Annotated in this window: 23 protein-coding genes; 13 read left to right on the top strand and 10 right to left on the bottom strand. The window is 66.7% G+C overall.

The genetic code is table 11. From position 1 onward, the window contains the following. Positions 1–157 precede the first annotated feature (157 nt). Both QZM67_RS27915 and QZM67_RS27910 read left to right on the top strand, forming a co-directional pair. Positions 158–1,987 (top strand): glycoside hydrolase family 15 protein, encoded by a 1,830-nt coding sequence (locus QZM67_RS27915; protein ID WP_043189016.1) that lies wholly within the window; start codon positions 158–160, stop codon positions 1,985–1,987. A gap of 212 nt (positions 1,988–2,199) precedes the next feature. Beyond that, on the top strand, positions 2,200–3,681 hold the full coding sequence (locus QZM67_RS27910) for a polyhydroxyalkanoate depolymerase (RefSeq protein ID WP_043189018.1): 1,482 nt from the start codon (positions 2,200–2,202) through the stop codon (positions 3,679–3,681). Positions 3,682–3,769: 88 nt separating this feature from the next. Here QZM67_RS27910 and QZM67_RS27905 read toward each other — a convergent pair whose 3' ends face one another. Continuing rightward, a complete protein-coding gene (locus tag QZM67_RS27905) occupies positions 3,770–4,402 on the bottom strand; it encodes a TetR family transcriptional regulator (protein WP_175022421.1) in 633 nt (210 codons plus the stop codon). Positions 4,403–4,557: 155 nt separating this feature from the next. Here QZM67_RS27905 and rsxB point away from each other — a divergent pair, with 155 nt between their 5' ends. Beyond that, positions 4,558–5,562, top strand: coding sequence for an electron transport complex subunit RsxB (rsxB, locus tag QZM67_RS27900; protein WP_301808349.1), 1,005 nt, complete (start codon positions 4,558–4,560; stop codon positions 5,560–5,562). After that, positions 5,559–6,203, top strand: a complete 645-nt coding sequence (gene nth / locus QZM67_RS27895; protein WP_011352789.1) for an endonuclease III — start codon at positions 5,559–5,561, stop codon at positions 6,201–6,203. Before rsxB ends, nth begins: the two co-directional genes overlap by 4 nt. A 150-nt stretch (positions 6,204–6,353) precedes the next feature. On the opposite strand, the gene QZM67_RS27890 is transcribed toward nth, so the two are convergent. Continuing rightward, entirely contained in the window at positions 6,354–7,283 is a 930-nt protein-coding gene (locus tag QZM67_RS27890; protein ID WP_205824213.1) for a DMT family transporter, read from the bottom strand. A gap of 253 nt (positions 7,284–7,536) precedes the next feature. On the opposite strand from QZM67_RS27890, the gene QZM67_RS27885 reads away from it, so the two are divergent. Then, positions 7,537–7,971: a DUF1841 family protein gene (locus QZM67_RS27885; protein WP_043189033.1), complete on the top strand. Its 435-nt coding sequence runs from the start codon at positions 7,537–7,539 to the stop codon at positions 7,969–7,971. Positions 7,972–8,070: 99 nt separating this feature from the next. On the opposite strand, the gene QZM67_RS27880 is transcribed toward QZM67_RS27885, so the two are convergent. After that, a complete protein-coding gene (locus tag QZM67_RS27880) occupies positions 8,071–8,430 on the bottom strand; it encodes a cytochrome c (RefSeq protein ID WP_011352792.1) in 360 nt (119 codons plus the stop codon). A gap of 39 nt (positions 8,431–8,469) precedes the next feature. Beyond that, the gene (locus QZM67_RS27875; RefSeq protein ID WP_043189035.1) at positions 8,470–8,829 is read right to left on the bottom strand and encodes a c-type cytochrome; all 360 of its coding nucleotides are present in this window, start codon (positions 8,827–8,829) and stop codon (positions 8,470–8,472) included. Positions 8,830–9,074: 245 nt separating this feature from the next. On the opposite strand from QZM67_RS27875, the gene QZM67_RS27870 reads away from it, so the two are divergent. From QZM67_RS27870 to QZM67_RS27850, 5 genes are all read left to right on the top strand, one after another. Then, entirely contained in the window at positions 9,075–9,917 is an 843-nt protein-coding gene (locus QZM67_RS27870) for a MoxR family ATPase (RefSeq protein ID WP_043189037.1), read from the top strand. A gap of 28 nt (positions 9,918–9,945) precedes the next feature. Then, on the top strand, positions 9,946–11,121 hold the full coding sequence (locus QZM67_RS27865) for a VWA domain-containing protein (protein ID WP_175022425.1): 1,176 nt from the start codon (positions 9,946–9,948) through the stop codon (positions 11,119–11,121). A 54-nt stretch (positions 11,122–11,175) separates the two neighbouring features. Further along, positions 11,176–12,387 carry a benzoate/H(+) symporter BenE family transporter gene (locus QZM67_RS27860; protein ID WP_043189041.1) on the top strand — a complete coding sequence of 404 codons (1,212 nt, stop codon included), beginning with the start codon at positions 11,176–11,178 and terminating at the stop codon, positions 12,385–12,387. A 168-nt stretch (positions 12,388–12,555) separates the two neighbouring features. Beyond that, positions 12,556–13,509, top strand: coding sequence for a transaldolase (gene tal, locus QZM67_RS27855; RefSeq protein ID WP_043189043.1), 954 nt, complete (start codon positions 12,556–12,558; stop codon positions 13,507–13,509). A 240-nt stretch (positions 13,510–13,749) separates the two neighbouring features. Beyond that, entirely contained in the window at positions 13,750–14,205 is a 456-nt protein-coding gene (locus QZM67_RS27850; RefSeq protein WP_089450997.1) for a VOC family protein, read from the top strand. 67 nt (positions 14,206–14,272) lie between these two features. Here the strand turns inward: QZM67_RS27850 and mctP are convergent, their stop codons facing one another. The 3 genes from mctP to QZM67_RS27835 all read right to left on the bottom strand — a co-directional run bounded on the left by mctP (position 14,273) and on the right by QZM67_RS27835 (position 17,178). After that, complete coding sequence (gene mctP / locus QZM67_RS27845) at positions 14,273–15,823, bottom strand: monocarboxylate uptake permease MctP (RefSeq protein WP_043189048.1); 1,551 nt, start codon at positions 15,821–15,823, stop codon at positions 14,273–14,275. Beyond that, entirely contained in the window at positions 15,820–16,062 is a 243-nt protein-coding gene (locus QZM67_RS27840) for a DUF3311 domain-containing protein (RefSeq protein WP_301808336.1), read from the bottom strand. The genes mctP and QZM67_RS27840 overlap by 4 nt, the downstream gene beginning before the upstream one ends. Positions 16,063–16,260: 198 nt before the next feature. Further along, positions 16,261–17,178 (bottom strand): spermidine synthase, encoded by a 918-nt coding sequence (locus QZM67_RS27835; RefSeq protein ID WP_175022428.1) that lies wholly within the window; start codon positions 17,176–17,178, stop codon positions 16,261–16,263. 165 nt (positions 17,179–17,343) lie between these two features. Here QZM67_RS27835 and QZM67_RS27830 point away from each other — a divergent pair, with 165 nt between their 5' ends. From QZM67_RS27830 to QZM67_RS27820, 3 genes are read left to right on the top strand one after another with little or no spacing between them, the layout of a single operon-like run. Beyond that, positions 17,344–17,622, top strand: coding sequence for a YlcI/YnfO family protein (locus QZM67_RS27830; protein WP_301808332.1), 279 nt, complete (start codon positions 17,344–17,346; stop codon positions 17,620–17,622). Continuing rightward, on the top strand, positions 17,619–17,927 hold the full coding sequence (locus tag QZM67_RS27825) for a type II toxin-antitoxin system RelE/ParE family toxin (RefSeq protein WP_301808329.1): 309 nt from the start codon (positions 17,619–17,621) through the stop codon (positions 17,925–17,927). Before QZM67_RS27830 ends, QZM67_RS27825 begins: the two co-directional genes overlap by 4 nt. Before the next feature lie 14 nt (positions 17,928–17,941). Continuing rightward, the gene (locus QZM67_RS27820; RefSeq protein ID WP_301808326.1) at positions 17,942–18,196 is read left to right on the top strand and encodes a hypothetical protein; all 255 of its coding nucleotides are present in this window, start codon (positions 17,942–17,944) and stop codon (positions 18,194–18,196) included. A gap of 19 nt (positions 18,197–18,215) precedes the next feature. Here QZM67_RS27820 and QZM67_RS27815 read toward each other — a convergent pair whose 3' ends face one another. From QZM67_RS27815 to htpG, 3 genes are read right to left on the bottom strand one after another with little or no spacing between them, the layout of a single operon-like run. Beyond that, on the bottom strand, positions 18,216–18,692 hold the full coding sequence (locus QZM67_RS27815) for a DNA-deoxyinosine glycosylase (RefSeq protein ID WP_175022431.1): 477 nt from the start codon (positions 18,690–18,692) through the stop codon (positions 18,216–18,218). Beyond that, complete coding sequence (locus QZM67_RS27810; protein ID WP_175022497.1) at positions 18,692–19,288, bottom strand: chorismate lyase; 597 nt, start codon at positions 19,286–19,288, stop codon at positions 18,692–18,694. The genes QZM67_RS27815 and QZM67_RS27810 overlap by 1 nt, the downstream gene beginning before the upstream one ends. Positions 19,289–19,296: 8 nt before the next feature. Continuing rightward, positions 19,297–21,195, bottom strand: a complete 1,899-nt coding sequence (gene htpG, locus QZM67_RS27805; RefSeq protein WP_301808324.1) for a molecular chaperone HtpG — start codon at positions 21,193–21,195, stop codon at positions 19,297–19,299. Positions 21,196–21,307 lie beyond the last annotated feature (112 nt).

Here is a 21,307-nt window from a genome sequence, read left to right as displayed (position 1 = left end):
CTTGCATCGAGTCGCTTCAAGTGTTGAGATAGGACGAAACGCCGGCCGTTCATGCGCTCCGCCGCCCGGCCGAGTATACGGGGCGCGGTGCCAAGGCGTGAAGCCCTGGCCACCGCCGTCCGCATTGTGAACTCGAATACCCAAGGATCGCCTGCCCATGCCCGCCCTGATCGAAGACTACGCCCTCGTCGGCGACGGCCACACGGCCGCGCTGATCGCCAAAGACGGCTCCGTCGACTGGCTGTGCTGGCCCCGCTTCGATTCGGGCGCCTGCTTCGCGGCGCTTCTCGGCACGCCCGAGCACGGCCGCTGGCTGCTCGCGCCGGCCGCCGACGCAGCGATCACGCACACGACGCGCCGCTATCGCGGCGACACGCTGATTCTCGAAACCGACTACGAAAGCGCCGACGGCGCCGTCACCGTGATCGACTTCATGCCGCCCGGCAACGGCTGGTCCGAACTGGTGCGGATCGTGGTCGGCCGCCACGGCACGATGAAGATGCGCATGGAGCTCGTGTTGCGCTTCGACTACGGCTTCTCGATCCCGTGGGTCACGCAGCTGACCCGCGAGGACGGCATGAAGGCGATCGCGGGCCCCGACACCGTCGTGCTGCGCACCCCGGTGCCGCTCACCGGCGAAAACCTCCATACGCTCGCGGAATTCACGGTGAGCGCCGACGAGCGCGTGCCGTTCTCGCTCAGCTATGCGGCGTCGCACCTGCGGCTGCCGCCCGCGCGCGACCCGCTGTCGATGCTCGCGCGCACCGAGAACTACTGGCTCGAATGGTCGGGCCGCTGCCAGGTGCAGGGCCGCTATGCGGCCGCCGTGCGCCGCTCGCTGATCACGCTGAAGGCGCTCGCGTACGAGCCGACCGGCGGCATCGTCGCCGCGCCGACCACGTCGCTGCCCGAGAAGATCGGCGGCAACCGCAACTGGGACTACCGCTACTGCTGGCTGCGCGACGCGACGATCACGCTGCTCGCGCTGATGCGCGGCGGCTACTACGACGAGGCGCGCGCGTGGCGCACGTGGCTCGGCCGCGTGATGGCCGGCTCGCCCGAGCAGATCCAGATCATGTACGGGATCGCCGGCGAACGCCGGCTGCCGGAAATGGAACTCGACTGGCTGCCCGGCTATCAGGACTCGAAGCCGGTGCGGGTCGGCAACGGCGCCGCGAACCAGCTCCAGCTCGACGTGTTCGGCGAGGTGATGGCGGCGCTGCACCTCGCGCGGGTGGGCGGCCTGCAGGCCGACGACACGGTCTGGTCGGTGCAGTGCGCGCTGCTCGACCATCTCGAGAAGATCTGGCAGGAACCCGACGAAGGCATCTGGGAAACGCGCGGCGGCCGCCTCCATTTCACGTTCTCGAAGGTGATGGCGTGGGTCGCGTTCGACCGCGCGATCAAGTCGGCGGAGATGTTCCGGCTGCCCGGCTCGCTCGATCGCTGGCGCGCGCTGCGCGAGCAGATCCACGCCGACGTATGCAACAACGCGTGGCACGAAGGCAAGCAGGCGTTCGCGCAGAGCTACGGCAGCGACGAGCTCGACGCGAGCGTGCTGCTGATGCCGCTGCTCGGCTTCCTGCCGCCGGAAGATTCGCGCATCGTCGGCACGGTCGAAGCGATCGAGCGCGAATTGCTGCACGACGGACTCGTGATGCGCTACCGCACGACCGACTATGACGACGGCCTGCCGCCCGGCGAAGGCACGTTTCTCGCTTGCAGCTTCTGGCTGGTCGACAACTATGCGCTGCTCGGCCGGATCGACGATGCGCACCGCCTGTTCAGCAGGCTGCTCGCGCTGTCGAACGACCTCGGACTGCTCGCGGAGGAGTACGACCCGGTGGCCGGGCGGCTCGTCGGCAACTTCCCGCAGGCGTTCTCCCACGTGGCGCTCGTGCATACCGCGATGAACCTGATGCACCACGAAGATGCAATGGCACGCGCAGCCGGCCAGCCCGCGCCGGCCGTCGCCACGGGGCGCTGAACGGGGGCGCGGGCGGCTTGGTCAGAGAACGTCAAATCGCAAAACTTTGATGAAAAATCGGGGAAATGTTGCATTGCACCACCCATCGTTGTCCGATATGATCGACGCGATTGTCCGGCCGCAGTGCAACATGGCCGGCCGCTGACCCACACGGCACGCCGCGACGCCCCACGCCGCCCTTGCGCACCGTCCCCCACGCGGGAGTAGTCTGCATGCTTTACCAACTGCACGAATTCCAGCGCGCCATGCTGAGCCCGCTGACGGCCTGGGCTCAGGCCGCGTCCAAGTCGTTCGCCAATCCGTCCAGCCCGTTCTCGCTGATGCCCGGCGCGACGCGGATGGCCGCCGCGTACGAACTGATGTACCGGCTCGGCAAGGATTACGAGAAGCCCGAATTCAACATTCATCAGATCGTCAAGGACGGCCACAACATCCCGATCGTCGAGCAGACGATCGTCGAGAAGCCGTTCTGCCGGCTGCTGCGCTTCAAGCGCTATTCGGACGACGCCGATGCCGTCACGCAGTTGAAGGACGAGCCGGTCGTGCTGGTCTGCGCGCCGCTGTCGGGCCACCACTCGACGCTGCTGCGCGACACCGTGCGCACGCTGCTGCAGGATCACAAGGTGTACATCACCGACTGGATCGACGCGCGGATGGTGCCGGTCGAGACCGGCCCGTTCCACCTGCACGACTACATCGCGTACATCCAGGAATTCATCCGCCATATCGGCGCGCGCAACCTGCACGTAATCTCGGTATGCCAGCCGACGGTGCCGGTGCTCGCGGCGATCTCGCTGATGGCGAGCCGCGGCGAGGACACGCCGCTCACGATGACGATGATGGGCGGCCCGATCGACGCGCGCCGCAGCCCGACGTCGGTGAACTCGCTCGCGACGCAGCACTCGACCGCGTGGTTCGAGAACAACGTGATCCACACTGTGCCGGCGAACTATCCGGGCGAAGGCCGCCAAGTGTATCCGGGCTTCCTGCAGCACACGGGCTTCGTCGCGATGAACCCGGAGCGGCACGCGCAATCGCACTGGGATTTCTACCAGAGCCTGCTGCGCGGCGACGAGGACGACGCCGAAGCGCACCGCCGCTTCTACGACGAATACAACGCGGTGCTCGACATGGCCGCCGAGTATTACCTCGAGACGATCCGCGTCGTGTTCCAGGAATTCCGGCTGGCCGAAGGCACGTGGGATGTCGAAGGCGAGCGCGTGCGTCCGCAGGACATCAAGCGCACCGCGCTGATGACGATCGAGGGCGAGCTCGACGACATCTCCGGCAGCGGCCAGACGCACGTCGCGCACGAACTGTGCACGGGCATCCCGCAGGATGATCGCCGCAGCCTGACCGCCGAGAAGTGCGGCCACTACGGGATTTTCTCGGGCCGCCGCTGGCGCACGATCATCTATCCGCAACTGCGCGACTTCATCCGCGAGCATGCGCCGGAGCCGAAGCACGGCGCGACGAAGGATGTCCCGGAGGCACCGGCGGCCACGACGCTCTCGGCCGTGCCGGCCGGCGACGCGCCAGCCGAAACGACGCGCGCCACCGCGGCGAAGCGCACGCGCGCGAAGGCGCCGGCCAAGGCCGCCGCACCGGTTCCCGCCAAGGCCGCACCGGCCGCGAAACGCGCCGCCGCCGGCAGCCCGCGCGCCAAGACCGTGCGCACGCGCAAGGCCGCCTGACGCACCGCGTTCCGACGAGAAAACGCCGCCGTTGCCTGCGCACGGCGGCGTTTTTACATCCGGCGGCCGCTACGGCCCGGTCAGCCCATCAGCGCCGCAACAGATACGCGAGCAGCACCTCGGTATTCATCCGGACCATCTCGGCGCGCTCGTCGGTGTCGGTGAAGTCACGGCCGAGCGTCGCGGCGAGCGTGAAGCGGTTCGACACGATGTAGTAGCCGAGCCCCGACAGCGTCACGTAGAAGCGCAGCGGATCGACATCGGTACGGAACAGCCCGGCCTTCTGGCCACGCATCAGCACGTTGCCGAGCTTCGCGACAATCGGCGACATCATCTCGCGGATCCGCGTCGACTTGTGCAGGTAGCGCGCTTCGTGCAGGTTCTCGTTGTTGATGAGCCTGAGCAGCTCCGGATGGTCGCGGTAGTAGTCCCAAACGAAATGCGCGAGCCGCGTGACGGCTTCGACCGGCGCGACGCCGTCGAGATCGAGCTCGCGCTCGGCCTCGGTCAGCGCGGAGAACGCGTGTTCGAGCACGGCCGTGAACAGTTGCTCCTTGCTGCCGAAGTAGTAATAGAGCATGCGCTCGTTGGTTTCGGCCCGGCGCGCGATCTGGTCGACGCGTGCGCCGAACAGCCCTCCACTCGCGAACTCTTCGGCTGCCGCCATCAGGATGCGGCGGCGCGTACCTTCAGGATCTCTTTTGATTTTTGGCTGATTCATGTGGCGTTTTGCTATGTGAGCCGCGTGATCCGGACCGGCACCCCCACCGCCTCGGCGCCGGCCGCCCTGGAACGGGCGCGCCGTAGGCGGCCGCCCTCCTGCTGAGCCCCTGCAAAAAAGCGGTTCGATTATGCGCACAGACGGCGTCCAGCGCAATGCGGGAAATCGGCGATAATCGAGCTTTGGCAAACCTTTCCGGCCGCGCCCGACGTGGCCGCGAGCCATTCGGCGCCGCTACGCCCGTTGTCACCGTGACCGACTCCAAAACACTCGCGGATCGCATCGAAGATCTGCTTCCCCAGACGCAATGCACGAAGTGCGGCTATAACGGCTGCCGCCCGTACGCCGAGGCAATCGCCGCCGGCGACGCGAACTACAACCAGTGCCCGCCCGGCGGCGCCGAGGGCATTGCGCGCCTGTCGAGCCTGCTCGGCAAACCCGTGATTCCGCTGAACCCCGTCAACGGCAGCGAGCATCCGCGCGCGGTCGCCTTCATCGACGAAAGCCTGTGTATCGGCTGCACGCTATGCATGCAGGCGTGCCCGGTCGATGCGATCATCGGCGCGCCGAAGCAGATGCACACGATCATCGAGTCGCTGTGCACCGGCTGCGACCTGTGCGTGCCCCCCTGCCCGGTCGACTGCATCGCGATGCTGCCGGTGACCGGCGATCGCACCGGCTGGGACGCGTGGTCGCAGGAACAGGCCGACGCCGCCCGCGCGCACCATGACCTGCGGCTTGCGCGCCAGCGCCGCGAACGCGAGGCCGCCGAAGCGCGCGCGGCCGCACGCCGCGCGGCCAGTGCCGCGAAGCCGGCTGCGGCACCAGCGGAAACGCCCTCCGCCACGCCGGCCGCCGCACCGGCCGCAGACGACGCCGAAGCGAAGAAGCGCGCGATCATCGCCGCCGCGCTCGAACGCGCGCGCAAGAAGAAGGAAGAGCTGTCCGGGCAAGGCGCCGGGCCGAAGAACACCGAAGGCGTGAGCGCAGCCGTCCAGGCGCAGATCGACGCGGCCGAGGCGCGCCGCCAACGGCTCGCCGAACAGCAGGCCCAACGCGACGCCAAAGCGGCGGCCGCGAGCGGCAACGACGAAGAGAACGACGCAGGCAACGACGGCCCCGGCGGCCCGTCCGCACCGCCCGACCAGAACGCTCCATGAACGCCAGCAAACGACGCGCGATCTACGAAACGCTGCAGAGCCTCAATCCGCATCCGACCACCGAGCTCGAATACTCGACGCCGTTCGAGTTGCTGATCGCCGTGATGCTGTCCGCGCAGGCGACCGACGTATCGGTCAACAAGGCGATGCGGAAGATGTTTCCGGTCGCAAACACCCCGCGACAAATCGTCGCACTCGGGGAAGAAGGCGTCACCGAGTACATCAAGACGATCGGCCTGTACCGGACCAAGGCGAAGAACGTGGTCGCGACATGCCGGATCCTGCTCGACCGCTACGACGGCGAGGTGCCGGCCGATCGAGAAGCGCTCGAAGGGCTGCCGGGCGTCGGCCGCAAGACCGCGAACGTCGTGCTGAACACCGCGTTCGGCCAGCCGACGATCGCGGTTGACACGCATATCTTCCGCGTCGCGAACCGCACGGGGCTCGCGCCGGGCAAGGACGTGCGGGCCGTCGAGGCCGCGCTCGAGAAGTTCACGCCGAAGGAATTCCTGCAGGACGCGCACCACTGGCTGATCCTGCACGGGCGTTACGTGTGCAAGGCCCGCAAGCCCGAATGCTGGCACTGCGTGATCGAGCCGCTGTGCGAATTCAGGCCGAAGACGCCGCCGCCGAACGAGTGATGCGCAACTGCGGCTAACGTGTCGCAGACCGCCCGGCGCCATGCGGCCGGACGCTCGATGCACACCCTATCGGGCGTGGTTCCGCCTGCAAGCCGCAGCCGCGACCGCGCGTAGTCACCCGCACCGCCGCGCCGCTTTCCTCCTTCTCGACTACGCGTTGGACGTCGCAGTTGCATCGTCGGCCGCCGCACCGCCCGCGCGTACCAGCGCCAGCACGGCCGCAAGGATCGCGACCCCGCCCGCCCACTGCAGCGGCGACAGCGCTTCGCCGAACAGCAGCGCCGCGAGCGCGACCGTCACGACCGGTTCGAGCGTCGACAGCATCGACGTGCGTGCGGCCCCGAGCCGTTCGAGCCCGGCAAAGAACGCGAGCATCGCGGCGACCGTCGACACGAGCGCGATCGCGAGCATCGACGCCCAGCCTCCGGCCGTCGCGGGCCAGCGCGGCGGCGCACCGAACGCCGCGGTCCGCACGACGGCGATCGCCACGAGCGTCGCGGTCGCCGACAGGCAGATGATCGCGGTAGTCGCGAGCGGATCGACGCCGCGCGTCGCCTTCGTGCCGCCGACGATGTACAGCGAATAGATCACCGCGGCGGCCAGCGCGAGCGCGATCCCGAGCGGCTCGCCATGCCCGCCGCCGACCATCAGCGCCGAACCCGCGATGCACAGCACGAGCGCGACGGCCTTCGCGCGCGTGAGGCGCTCGCCGAGCCACCACGCGGCCAGCAGCGTGACGAAGGCCGGATACAGGTACAGCAGCAGCGCGACGAGGCTCGCCTGCGCGTGTTGCAGCGCGCTGAAATAGCAGAACGACTGCCCGACGTAGCCGAGCGCGCCCATCGCCACGAGCGGCGCGAGCGCGCGCCCGCGCGGCCACGCGACGCGGCGATGCCGTGCGATCGCGGCAAGCACCGCGCCGCCGATCGCGAAGCGCACGATCAGCAGCCCGAGCACATCGACACCGGCCGCATACGCGTAGCGGCCGAAGATCGCCATCGCGCCGAACGCGGCGGCGGACAACGCGACGTAGAGCGTGCCCTGCAGGGCGGTGGACGACGGGCGGGCGGTGGCGGTCATGACGGAACGGGCGCGAACGGCGTGGCGACGGAAATCGTCGGAGTGTAACGGCGCGGCGGCAGCGAGCCTAGCCCGCGCTTACCCGTTCCCCGGCGCCGGTGGCGGGCGCCAACAACCGGCCCGCGGGCGACCACCACTACCGCCACCGCCGGCCGCGCAACCCGCTCCGCGCCCGCCGCCAGCACCGTCCGCCGACCCGGCGTACAATGCGCGACGCGGCATCACGCCGTCCGAATCACGACGTCTCCCCACCATGTTCAATCCAAGCCGCGACGATGTGCGTCGCTTTTTCACCGAGACCTGGCGCAAGCAGCGCGCCGGCGAGATCCTGACGCCGCTGGAAGCGATCGCAGCCGACTGGATCGTCGAGCATCCCGAATACCACGACGACCTCGCCGACGCCGATGGCGCGACCGCGCGCGAGTACACGCCCGAGGAAGGCCGCACGAACCCGTTCCTGCACCTGTCGATGCACCTCGCGATCAGCGAGCAGCTGTCGATCGACCAGCCGCCCGGCATCCGCGCCGCGCACGACAAGCTGGCGGCAAAGCTCGACTCGACCCACGAAGCACAGCATTCGATCATGGAATGCCTTGGCGAGACGATCTGGGAAGCGCAGCGCACCGGCACGCCGCCCGATACCGACGCGTATCTGCAGCGCATCCTGCGCCGCGCATCGCGCGACTGAGCGCCGCGGCACCGGCCCACGGGCGCCGGAGCGCGGACAAAAAAATACCCCGCCTCGGCGGGGTATTTTTGCTGCGCGAGCCCGTCGGGCCCGTCGCGCTTACTTCTTGAACACGAGATCGGTTTCTTTCAGCGACTCGATGTAGGCCGCGATGTCCTTCATGTCGCTGACCGACAGGCTCTGCACCTGTGCCTGCATGATCGCGTTGTTGCGACCGAGCAGCGGATTCGTCAGGCCCATCTGGTACTGGCGCATCGCCCACACGAGGTAGTCGGCATGCTGGCCGGCGAGGCGCGGATATTCGGCGTTGATCGGCTTGTTCATCTGCGCGCCGTGGCAGGCCGCGCAGTTGTGCGATTCGACCAGTTCCTTGCCCTTCGTGGTGTCCGCCGCGTGCGCGGTACCGATCGCGAGGCCGGCCGCCAGTGCAACCGCCGCCGTCTTGAATGCGTTGTTCATGAATGCTCCTGTCCCGCCGGAGAGATCGGCGGCGCGCGCTTACTTGTAGGGGTTGTCCTTCGAGTCGGCCTTCTGGGCGGCGTAGTACGCCGACAGATCCGCGATGTCCTGGTCCGTCAGCGAACCGGCGATCGCATTCATCGACGGGAAGTGACGATCCTTCTTGCGGTAGGCCTTCAGCGCGTTCTCGAGGTATTGCTGGTTCTGGCCGCCGAGGACAGGCACCCGGTAGACCTCCGGGTACGCCGCGCGGTAGTCCTGGATGCCGTGGCAACCGATGCACATGGCGGCCTTGCTCGCCCCGTCCTTCGGGTTGCCGACCACACCGGCCGCCTGCGCGCTGCCCGCGAGCGCCACGAGCGCTGCGACAACGACGTGTTTGCCGACGAATTTGTTCATAGCTCTTGTAACCTAGCTTGAGGGGAAACTGGCGCCAAAGCGGCAACGGCCCGCGCCGTTTTGCTTATTGGATCGCCACGCAGGCCAAAAAAAACGGCCAGATTGTACCGCGTCGGCGGGGAACGCGTCCATAAGGCGCCCCGCTTCGCCCCGCCGCAGTCCCGCAACGATACGCGGGCGCGGCCCAACCGCACAGCCCTTCTGACTTATACTGGGTTTTTTTCCCGATTGAGAAGAGCGCCGCCATGCGTTTCGAAGGGTCCTCGCACTACGTCGCCACCGACGATCTGAAGCTCGCGGTCAATGCCGCGCTGACGCTGCAACGCCCGCTGCTGATCAAGGGCGAGCCCGGCACCGGCAAGACCATGCTCGCGGAGGAAGTCGCGGCGGCCCTCGAGATGCCGCTGCTGCAGTGGCACATCAAGTCGACCACGAAAGCGCAGCAGGGCCTGTACGAATACGACGCCGTGTCGCGGCTGCGCGACTCGCAGCTCGGCGACGAGCGCGTGAAGGACATCTCGAACTACATCGTCAAGGGCGTGCTGTGGCAGGCGTTCGACGCCGAGCGCCCGACCGTGCTGCTGATCGACGAGATCGACAAGGCCGACATCGAATTCCCGAACGACCTGCTGCGCGAGCTCGACCGGATGGAATTCCACGTGTACGAGACGCGCGAAACGGTGCGCGCGAAGCACCGCCCGCTCGTCATCATCACGTCGAACAACGAGAAGGAACTGCCCGACGCGTTCCTGCGCCGCTGCTTCTTCCACTACATCCAGTTTCCCGACCCCGCGACGATGCAGAAGATCGTCGCGGTTCATTTCCCGGACATCCGCGAGGAGCTGCTGCGCGCGGCGCTCGAGAGTTTCTTCGAGTTGCGCGGCGTGTCGGGCCTGAAGAAGAAGCCGTCGACGTCCGAGCTGCTCGACTGGCTGAAGCTGCTGCTCGCCGAGAACATCCCGGCCGACGCGCTGCGCGGCGTGGACGCGAAGCAGATCGTGCCGCCGCTCGCGGGCGCGCTGCTGAAGAACGAGCAGGACCTGAGCCTGCTCGAACGGCTCGTCTACATGAACCGGCACAACCGGTAATCCTCCCCCCATCCGCGAAGGCTCGGCCATGTTGCTCAATTTCTTCTACGCGCTGCGCGCAGCCAAGCTGCCCGTCTCGGTGAAGGAATACCTGACGCTGCTCGAATCGCTGAAGGCCGGGCTGATCTCGCCGTCGATCGACGCGTTCTACTTCCTCGCGCGGATGACGCTCGTCAAGGACGAGCAGTACTTCGACAAGTTCGACCAGGCGTTCGGCGCGTATTTCCACGGCGTGTCGTCCCTGCCGTCCGAAGCATTCGACATTCCGCTCGACTGGCTCGAAAAGCGCCTCGAGCGCGAGCTGTCGCCGGAGGAGAAGGCGCAGATCGAGGCGATGGGCGGGCTCGACAAGCTGATGGAGCGCCTGAAGGAACTGCTCGACGAGCAGAAGGAACGCCACGAAGGCGGCAACAAGTGGATCGGCACCGGCGGCACGTCGCCGTTCGGGCACGGCGGCTACAACCCGGAAGGCGTGCGCATCGGCGGCCCGTCGAATGGCAACCGCACCGCGGTGAAGGTGTGGGAGGCGCGCGCGTATCGCGACTACGACGATTCCGTCGAGATCGGCACGCGCAACATCAAGGTCGCGCTGCGACGGCTGCGCCGCTTCGCGCGCGAAGGCGCCGCCGAGGAGCTCGACCTGCCCGGCACGATCCGCAGCACTGCCGCGAACGCGGGCTGGCTCGACCTGCGGATGGTGCCCGAGCGCCACAACAACGTGAAGGTGCTGATGCTGCTCGATGTCGGCGGCTCGATGGACGACCACATCAAGCGCACCGAAGAGCTGTTCTCGGCCGCGAAGGCCGAGTTCAAGCACCTGGAATTCTTCTACTTCCACAACTGCGTGTACGACCACCTGTGGAAGAACAACCGCCGCCGCCACTCGGAACGCACCGCGACGTGGGACGTGCTGCACAAGTTCACGCCCGACTACAAGCTGATCTTCGTCGGCGACGCGACGATGAGCCCGTACGAAGTGCTGCAGCCCGGCGGCTCGGTCGAATACAACAACCCGGAAGCCGGCGCCGTATGGCTGCGCCGCCTCGCCGACCAGTTCCCCCATCATGCATGGCTGAACCCGGAGCCCGAGCGGCTATGGGAATACCGGCAGTCGGTCGCGGTGATCCGCGACCTGCTCGGCCATCGCATGTATCCGCTCACGCTCGCGGGCCTCGAAACCGCGATGCGCGCACTCAGCAAGTAACGACACCCACCAAGACACGAAGGCCGCGTCCGAGCGGCCTCCCCCGGAGATAGCATGAACCCCTCGCCCACCGCGAGCGCGAGCCGCGCCGGCGGCCGCCGCTTTTTCGCCGATACTTCCGTCTCCGCACTCGTCGCCGGCTTCGTCGCGATGATGACGGGCTATACGAGCTCGCTCGTGCTGATGTTCCAGGCCGGCCGCGCCGCCCACCTCACCGATGCGCAGATCTCGTCGTGGATCTGGGCGCTGTCGATCGGCATGGCGCTGACGACGATCGGCCTGTCGCTGCGCTTTCGCGCGCCCGTCGTCGTCGCATGGTCGACGCCCGGCGCCGCGCTGCTGATCGCGTCGCTGCCCGGCGTGCCCTACCCCGAGGCGATCGGTGCGTTCGTCGTCTGCGCGGTGCTGCTGACGGCCGTCGGCGTGAGCGGGCTGTTCGACACGCTGATGCGCAAGATTCCGGCCGGCATCGCCGCCGCGCTGCTCGCGGGCATCCTGTTCGAGATCGGCATCGAGATCTTCCGCGCCGCGCAGTTCCAGACCGCACTCGTACTCGCGATGTTCTTCACGTACCTGATCGTCAAGCGGCTCGCGCCGCGCTATGCGATCGTGACGACGCTGATCGTCGGCACGGCGGTCGCCGGCGGTCTCGGCCTGCTCGACTTCAGCGGCTTTCATATCGCGTTCGCGCAACCCGTGTTCACGATGCCGGCCTTCTCGATCGCGGCGATCGTCAGCATCGGCATTCCGCTGTTCGTCGTCGCGATGGCGTCGCAGAACGTGCCGGGCATCGCGGTACTGCGCGCGGACGGCTACCAGACCCCGTCGTCGCCGCTGATCGCGACCACCGGCCTCGCGTCGCTGCTGCTCGCGCCGTTCGGCTCGCACGGCGTCAACCTCGCGGCGATCACGGCCGCGATCTGCACGGGCCCGGAAGCGCACGAGGATCGCGCGAAGCGCTACACGGCCGCCGTGTGGTGCGGCACGTTCTACCTGATCGCGGGGATCTTCGGCGCGACCATCGCCGCGCTGTTCGCGGCGCTGCCGAAAGCGCTCGTCGTGTCGGTCGCCGCGCTCGCGCTGTTCGGCTCGATCATGAGCGGGCTCGCGAACGCGATGCAGGACGTGAAGCAGCGCGAGGCCGCGCTCGTCACGTTCATGGTCACCGCATCGGGCCTCACGCTGCTGTCGATCGGTTCGGCGTTCTGGGGGCTCGTCGCGGGGATCGTCACGCAGGTGATCCTGAACGCGCGTCGCCCGGCGTGACGCGGCGCGGCGCCCGCCGCTGCGGCCATCGGACACGCCAGAACGTGCCCGACACGAATCGGGCCTAGAATAGCGGATCGGAGGCGGCGCCCGGCGCCGCTTCGCTTCGCCGCCGCGCTCGCGCGGCCCGTGAGAACCCGGCGCCTTGCGCCCTTCTTCCGAATCGCCATGACTACCGCACTCGACCAGCTGAAGCAGTACACGACCGTCGTCGCCGACACGGGCGATTTCCAGCAGCTTGCGCAATACCAGCCGCGGGACGCGACCACGAACCCGTCGCTGATCCTGAAGGCCGTCCAGAAGGATGCGTACAAGCCGATCCTCGAGAAAACCGTCCGCGATCATCGCAACGAAAGCACCGATTTCATCATCGACCGCCTGCTGATCGCATTCGGCACCGAGATCCTGAAGCTGATCCCGGGCCGCGTGTCGACCGAGGTCGACGCGCGCCTGTCGTTCGACACGCAGCGCTCGATCGACAAGGGTCGCGAGCTCATCAAGCTGTACGAAGCCGCCGGCATCGGCCGCGAGCGCATCCTGATCAAGCTCGCGTCGACGTGGGAAGGCATCCGCGCGGCCGAAGTGCTGCAGAAGGAAGGGATCAAGTGCAACATGACCCTGCTTTTCTCGCTCGTGCAGGCCGCTGCATGCGCGGAAGCCGGCGCGCAGCTGATCTCGCCGTTCGTCGGCCGGATCTACGACTGGTACAAGAAGCAGGCCGGTGCAGAGTGGAATGAAGAAAAGGATGGTGGCGCGAACGATCCGGGCGTGCAGTCGGTGCGCCGCATCTACACGTACTACAAGACGTTCGGCTACACGACCGAAGTGATGGGCGCGAGCTTCCGCACGACCAGCCAGATCACCGAACTCGCCGGCTGCGACCTGCTGACGATCAGTCCCGATTTGCTGCAGAAGCTGCAGGACAGCAACGACACGGTCACGCGCAAGCTGTCGCCGGAAGCGCTGCAGGACAAGCCGGCTGCGCGCGTCGCGATCGACGAGGCAGCGTTCCGCTTCCAGCTGAACGACGACGCGATGGCGACCGAAAAGCTCGCTGAAGGCATCCGCGTATTCGCCGCCGATGCGGTGAAGCTCGAGAAGCTGATCGACTCGCTGCGCTGAGCCGCCACACGCGTCAGCGGCTGTCAGCAACATTGACAACAGCCGTCAGCACGCACGCCGCACACGGCCGCGAACGTCATGTTCGCGGCCGTTTTTATTTTTCATTCCATCGTCAAGCACGCGCACTACAATCCACGTCACGGGTGCGCCGGCCGCCTCCCGATGCCCCCTTTCCCAGTCAGTCTTGCACGGTGCCGAACCCGCGCGGATGCGCAGGCCGGCCCATTACAGGAGACAGCGATGCAAGTTCAACCGTACCTGACGTTCTACGGTCGCGCCGACGAAGCCCTTCAGTTCTACGAAAAGGCACTCGGTGCGAAGACGATGTTCAAGATGCACTTCAAGGACGCGCCGCCGAATCCCGACTACCCGCTGACGCCGGAGATGGGCGACAAGGTAATGCACGCGAGCTTCACGATCGGCGACTCGATGATCATGTGCTCGGACGGCGACTGCAGCCAGCCCGGCGGCGGCATGCACGCCGGCTATTCGCTGTCGCTGAATCCGGCGACGGTCGAAGAGGGCCAGAAGCTGTTCAATGCGCTCGCCGACGGCGGCGAAGTGACGATGCCGTTCGGCAAGACGTTCTGGGCGCTCGGCTTCGGGATGGCGAAGGATCGTTTCGGCGTACACTGGATGGTCAACGTCGAAGACCTGTCGCAACGCGAGGACCTCGCGAAACGCGCGCAGGGATGACACGAAAGACAAAGCCCGCCACCTTGCCGGTGGCGGGCTTTTTTATTGCGCGGCCACGCGATCCGCGTCAGCCCTCGACGACGTCGAAATAGTCCTCCGGCCGCGTGCGGTCCTCCGCATGCGCCATGCCCATCACGCGCACCAGCACGCTCACCACCACCGCCACCACCAGGTTCACGATCAGCGACCACACGGCCGCGTAGCCGGGAATCGCCAGACCGAACAGGTGGATCGTGAAGATCGATCCGGCCAGCTTCAGCGAGATCGCCATCCACGTGCCGCACACGATGCCGGCGGCCCAGCCGGCCAGCAGGCCGCGATGGTCGAGCATGCGCGTGTACAGGCCGAGCACGATCGCGGGCAGTGTCTGGATGATCCAGATCCCGCCGAGCAGCTGCAGCTGGATCGCGTAAGTCAGCGGCAGCCCGAGGATGAACGCGACCGCTCCGACCTTCACGATCAGCGACACGAGCTTCGCGACGTGCGTTTCCTGGTCGTGCGACATGTTGCGGTTCACGAACTCGCGGTGAATGTTGCGCGTGTACAGGTTCGCGGCCGCGATCGACATGATGGCCGCCGGCACCAGCGCGCCGATGCCGATCGCCGCGAACGCGACGCCCACGAACCACGACGGGAAATACTCGAGGAACAGCGCGGGCACCGCGAAGTTCGGGCCGAATGCCTTGAAGTACGGCGCGTACTGCGGCATGTCCTTCACGCCCGACGCGAGCGCCATGTAGCCGAGCAGCGCGAGCAGGCCGAGCACGAACGAGTATGCGGGCAGCATCGCCATGTTGCGGCGGATCGAGTTGCCGGACGACGACGACAGGATGGCCGTCACCGAGTGCGGATACAGGAACAGCGCAAGCGCCGAGCCGATCGCGAGCGTCGCATACGCGCTGTAGCCATTCAGGCTCATCGCGTCGGGCGCCTTCAGCAGCAGCTTCGCGGGCGGCACGCTCGCGAAGATGTGCCCGAAGCCGCCGAGCTTCGCCGGGATCACGATGACCGCCGCGGCGATCGTGATGTAGATCAGGATGTCCTTGACGATCGCGATCATCGCCGGCGCACGCAGCCCCGACGTGTACGTGTACGCGGCGAGGATCGCGAACGCGATGATCAGCGGCAGGTCGCCGACGAAGCCGGTCGTGTCGAAGCCGAGCGCGCCGATCACCACTTCGATGCCGACGAGCTGCAGCGCGATGTACGGCATCGTCGCGAGGATGCCCGTCACCGCGATCGCGAGCGCGAGCATCCGGCTGCCGTAGCGCGCATTGACGAAGTCGGCGGCCGTCACATAGCCGTGCCGCTTCGCGATGCTCCACAGCTTCGGGAACACGACGAACGCGAACGGATAGATCAGGATCGTATAAGGCAGCGCGAAGAACCCCATCGCGCCGGCACCGAACACGAGCGCGGGAACCGCGACGAACGTGTAAGCCGTGTAGAGGTCGCCGCCGAGCAGGAACCACGTGACGATCGTGCCGAAACGGCGTCCGCCGAGGCCCCATTCGTCGAGATGGGCGAGATCGCCGCGCCGCCAGTTCGCGGCCAGGAAACCGATGATCGTGACGCCGATGAACAGCAGGACGAAGACGAAGGTTGCGCCGAGATTCATCGCGCATCTCCCTGCGGACCGCTCGCCTTCCACGCGTTCTTGGTCTTGAAATAGACAAACGCGGTGATCACCGCGCTAATGAAGACCCACAGCAGCTGGTACCAGTAGAAGAACGGAAAACCGAACCATTGCGGTTCGATCTTGCTGTACGACGGTACCCACACCATCGCGATCAGCGGCAGGACCAGCAGCCAGAGCCAGCGCTTGGCGGCCCGGTTGGCGTCGGCATCGTGAGCCATGACGTCTCCTCATCTTTCCCGGTTATCGATCTTGTTGAGCGGGTACGGCGCCGAGAGGAGCGCAAAACGGGTAGGCTGCGGCTCCCCTGGCTTCGCGCCAGTATAGGAGCCGCGGGCACGCGGTCAAGCAGGGGCGAACCCGAGGTGATCCGCCCCTTGTCGTGCGGTTGCACCGGCATGCCGCCGGTGCATGAAACGTCAGATCGCGAACACGGTGTCGCGCGCGCCGGTCGTTTCTTTCAAAGCTTTCACCCACTTGCGTGCGGGCAGCTTCAGCGTGTCCTCGATCAGCTTCGCACGTGCGTCGAGCTGCGCGAACGACACGTCGAGCGCGGGGCCCGAGAACGCGATCGCGATCCGGTTGCCGTCGTGCACTTCGGGCAGCGCGATCACGCGGTGATCGAACGCCGCGTTCAGGTGCTTCATGTTGCGCACGAAGCTCGGATGATCGCCGAACAGGTTGATGGTCGCGATGCCCGCATCGGCGAGGCAGCCGCGCACCGCGCGGTAGAACGCGACGCTGTCGAGCACGGGGCCGCGCGCGGTCGCGTCGTACAGGTCGATCTGGATCGCGCCCGTCGTGCCGCGGTTGGCCGGATCGTTGACGAAATCCCATGCGTCGGCTTCGTGCACGGCGAGACGTGCGTCGTCGGGCGGCAGCGCGAACATCGTGCGCGCGGCGACGATCACGGCCGGGTTCAGCTCGACGGCCTCGACCTTCGCGTGCGGCAGGAAACGGTGCGAGAACTTGGTCAGCGCGCCGGTGCCGAGCCCGAGCTGGACGATCCGCTCGGGCGTTTCGAGGAACAGCAGCCACGCCATCATCTGCTGCGCGTATTCGAGCTCGATATGCAGCGGCTTCGAGATCCGCATCGCGCCCTGCACCCATTCGGTGCCGAAGTGCAGGAAGCGCACGCCGCCCTCTTCCGAGAACGTGACGGGCGCGAAGCGCGGCTTGCGCGGCGCTTCGAGCACCGGCACGTCGTCGTGTTCGTCGATTTCCGGGCGGCGCTTCAGGCGCGGCGGCTGGAGTTTTTCGGAGCCGTTGTAGGCAGACGGCTTGCTGCGCTTGGACGCGCGCGCCTCGGCGGACGCGCGCTTGATCAGTCGGGTCATGTGTGAATCTCGCTGGGTGAAGCTGGTTTTAGCGGACGAGAGGATAGCATTGGTGGAGGGTGGCGGCCGCCGAGCGCACGGCAGATCACCCGGCCATCCGGTCGACTTGCCTGCGATCCGAGCGTGCGCGATAATGCATCGCAATTGCGATGCATTGAGGGCACAATGAAAACCGCTACTTTTCCGTCTGTCCGGGTCGAACCGGAATTGCGCGATGCCGCCGAGAATGTCCTTCAGGAAGGCGAAACACTGTCGGGCTTCGTCGAGCAATCGATTCGCGAAGGCATCGAACGTCGACGCCTCCAAAGCGAATTCATTGCGCGCGGCATTGCGTCGCGCGACGAGGCGCGCCGAACCGGCGAGTACGTCCCTTCGTCTGAAGTGCTGGAACGACTGGGCCGACGGCTCGATACGCTGCGTGACAGGAAGCGGCAGACTCTATGACCTATACGGTTCGCTTCACGTCCGGGGCATCGGACGATCTGGACCGGCTTTATGCTTTCGTCGTCGACCGTGACGACGCAGAGGTCGAACAGGCTGAACGCGCATTGGCGGCCATTGCGTCAGGAATCGCCACGCTCGAATCATCGCCGTTCACCTGCCGCAAAGTCCACCCGTCCATGCCGTTTCTGCGGGAGCTGATCATTCCATTCGGGGCATCCGGTTACGTCGCATTGTTCGAGATCGATGACAGCCGAACGGTGACGATCCTTGCAGTCCGACACCAGCGAGAAAGCGACTACCACTGACGACGAGGAATCACATGACCTCGACCGACAAGAAGATCTGGTTTCCGGCGAAACGCTACGGCTGGGGGTGGGGGTTACCGGTCGCGTGGCAAGGCTGGGCCGTCCTGCTGCTCTTTGTGATCGGGATCGTGGTGGTTGCGACGCGCGTGTCGCCCGCCCGGTCGCCGCTGGCGTTCGCGGCTTGCATCGTCGCGTTGGTCGCCGCGTTCACGGTCGTGTGCTGGCTGAAAGGCGAAAAGCCGAAGTGGCGCTGGGGCAAGGACGAGTAAGCGACGATCCGTCGAATCGTCAGGCACGAATCCCCTGCCACTGCGCGAGCTTCTGCTCGAACGACAGCATTGCATTCGCCGGGCTCGACGAAGGCAGCACGAGCGTGTCGTACCCCGCCGCACCAATCACCTCTGCAAACCGCCCTGCCGTCTTGCCGTTGAAACACACGCGCTTCAGCAACGGCGCATGTTCCCTCAACGCATCGAAATCGTTCGGCTTCGCATGCCGGATCGCCGAATCGAGGCTGCCCTCGCGATGGCACGCGGCCAGCACGTCCCAGATCCCGATCCCGTGCATCAGCACGCGTTCGAGCCGCGCGTCGTACGCGAGCTCGTGCAGCCCGGGCTCGCCGAGCACCGTGCCGAGCAGCCGCCAGAACTGGTTGCGCGGATGCGCGTAGTACTGCGCGGCATCGAGCGACGCCTCCCCCGGAAAGCTGCCGAGGATCATCGTATGCGTATTCGCCGCGACGACCGGCGGGAACCCCCGCAGCATCACGCGCCTCCGCCGGGCCCGCCCGAGCGCGGCCCGTCGCCGTGCGCATCGAGATGGCGCCACAGCGCCGGCAGCATGCACTCGGTGACCATCAACGGCTTGCCGTGACGCTGGAACACCGAGCGCCGCGCGGCGAACGCGTGCGGTGCTCGCGCACCGTCGAGCGCATGGGTCGCCAGCGCAAACAGCGGATGGCCCGCGATCACGCGCCGGCTGACGAGCGCCGAACGCTCGACCTGCGGATCGCTGTACAGCAGTTCCGCCAGCGGCCGCGTGCGCAGCCGCCGCATGGCCTGCCACACACCCTTGCTGGCCGCGAGCGGCGCGATGCTGTGCGCGGCGACGTACGGCGTGCCGTCGACCGACAGGATCACCTCGCGCACCCACATCGGCGCGCGCGGTGCACTGGCGACCGCGTCCGGCTCGTCGAACCACGGACAGTCGACGGCCTCGCGCGTCACGCGCACGTTCACGCGGCCAAGCCTTGCAAGGTGCGCGGTCAGCGATCCGCCGCGCGTCAGCCAGTCGCGCTGGTCGAGCGTGCAGCCAGGCCGCGGCGTCTCGCGCCAGCCGGCCTGCCCGCCGTCGAATCGCAGGCGCGTGTTCACGCGGCGCGCGACAGCAGCAGCGCGTTGGTCCGCTTCACGAAGCTCGCCGGATCGTCGAGCATGCCGCCTTCGGCCAGCAGCGCCTGATCGAACAGCAGGTGGCACCAGTCGCCGAAATCGGCGCTGTCGGCCTTCAACTGCTTCACGAGCGCGTGCTCCGGATTGATCTCGAGGATCGGCTGCATCGCCGGCGCGTTCTGGCCTGCCGCCTTCAGCATCCGCTGAAGGTAGCCGCTCATGTCGTTGTCGTCGGCGACGAGGCACGACGGCGAATCGGTCAGGCGGAACGTGACGCGCACTTCCTTCACCTTGTCGCCGAGCGCTTCCTTCATCTTCTCGACGACGGGCTTGATCGCCTCGCCTGCCTGCTCCTGCGCCTTCTTCTCTTCGTCGTTCAGCTCGCCGAGATCGAGGTCGCCACGTGCCACGCTCGCGAGCGGCTTGCCGTCGAATTCCTGCAGGAACGACAGCATCCATTCGTCGACGCGATCGGTCAGCAGCAGCACCTCGACGCCCTTCTTGCGGAACACTTCGAGATGCGGGCTGTTCTTCGCCGCCTGCCATGCGTCGGCCGTCACGTAGTAGATCTTGCTCTGCTCGGGCTTCATGCGCGACACGTAGTCGGCGAGCGACACGTCCTGCGCGTCGGTGTCGCCGTGCGTCGACGCGAAGCGCAGCAGCTTCGCGATGCGTTCGCGGTTCGCGTGATCCTCGCCGAGGCCCTCCTTCAGCACCTGGCCGAACGCGCCCCAGAAGGTCTTGTACTTCTCCTTGCCGGCATCGTCTTCCGCGTTCGCGAGCTCTTCGAGCATCGACAGCGCACGCTTCGTCACGCCTTCGCGGATCGCCTTCACGTCGCGGCTTTCCTGCAGGATCTCGCGCGACACGTTCAGCGGCAGGTCGGCCGAATCGACGACGCCCTTCACGAAGCGCAGGTATTGCGGCAGCAGCTGCTCGGCGTCGTCCATGATGAACACGCGCTTCACGTACAGCTTCAGGCCGCCGCGATAGTCGCGGTTCCACATGTCGAACGGCGCGTGCGCCGGCACGAACAGCAGTTGCGTGTATTCGCTGCGGCCCTCGACGCGGTTATGCGTCCACGTGAGCGGATCCTGGTGGTCGTGCGCGATGTGCTGGTAGAACTGCGTGTACTGCTCGTCGGTGACGTCGCTCTTCGAACGCGTCCACAGCGCGCTCGCCTGGTTGACGGTCTCGTCCTCGTCCTTCAGGACCATCTCGCCCTTTTCATGATCCCACTCTTCCTTCTGCATCAGGATCGGCAGCGCGATGTGGTCGGAATACTTCTGGATGATCGACTGCAGGCGGTGCGACGACAGCAGCTCGTCCTCGCCTTCGCGCAGGTGCAGCGTGATCGTCGTGCCGCGTTGCGCGCGCTCGATCGCGTCGATCGTGAAATCGCCCTCGCCCGCGCTTTCCCAGCGCACGGCTTCGCTCGCCGGCAGGCCCGCGCGACGCGTCTCGACGGTGATCTTGTCGGCAACGATGAAGCCCGAGTAGAACCCGACGCCGAACTGGCCGATCAGCGCCGCATCCTTCTGCTGGTCGCCGGACAGCTTCGTGAAGAATTCCTTGGTGCCCGAACGCGCGATCGTGCCGAGGTTCGCGATCGCCTCGTCGCGGCTCATGCCGATGCCGTTGTCGTCGATCGTGATCGTGCGCGCGGCCTTGTCGTAGCCGATGCGGATGCGCAGGTTCGGATCGTTTTCGTACAGCGCGTTGTCCGCGAGCCCTTCGAAACGCAGCTTGTCGGCCGCGTCGGACGCGTTCGACACCAGTTCGCGCAGGAAAATTTCCTTGTTGCTGTAGAGCGAATGGATCATCAGGTGGAGGAGTTGCTTGACCTCTGCCTGAAAGCTCATCGTTTCATGTGCCATGGATGCTGTTTCCTCTTACTTGAACTTGAATGGTGTGGCGCAGGCGTCCGGCGCGCGATGCCGGCCGGCCCGTGAAAGGCTGCCGCCTGGCGCAAGCGGTTTGCGCGGGTAT

The sequence above is a fragment of the Burkholderia sp. AU45251 genome, assembly GCF_030482905.1.
Classification (GTDB): domain Bacteria; phylum Pseudomonadota; class Gammaproteobacteria; order Burkholderiales; family Burkholderiaceae; genus Burkholderia; species Burkholderia aenigmatica.
This window is presented reverse-complemented; position numbering and strand designations above follow the sequence as displayed.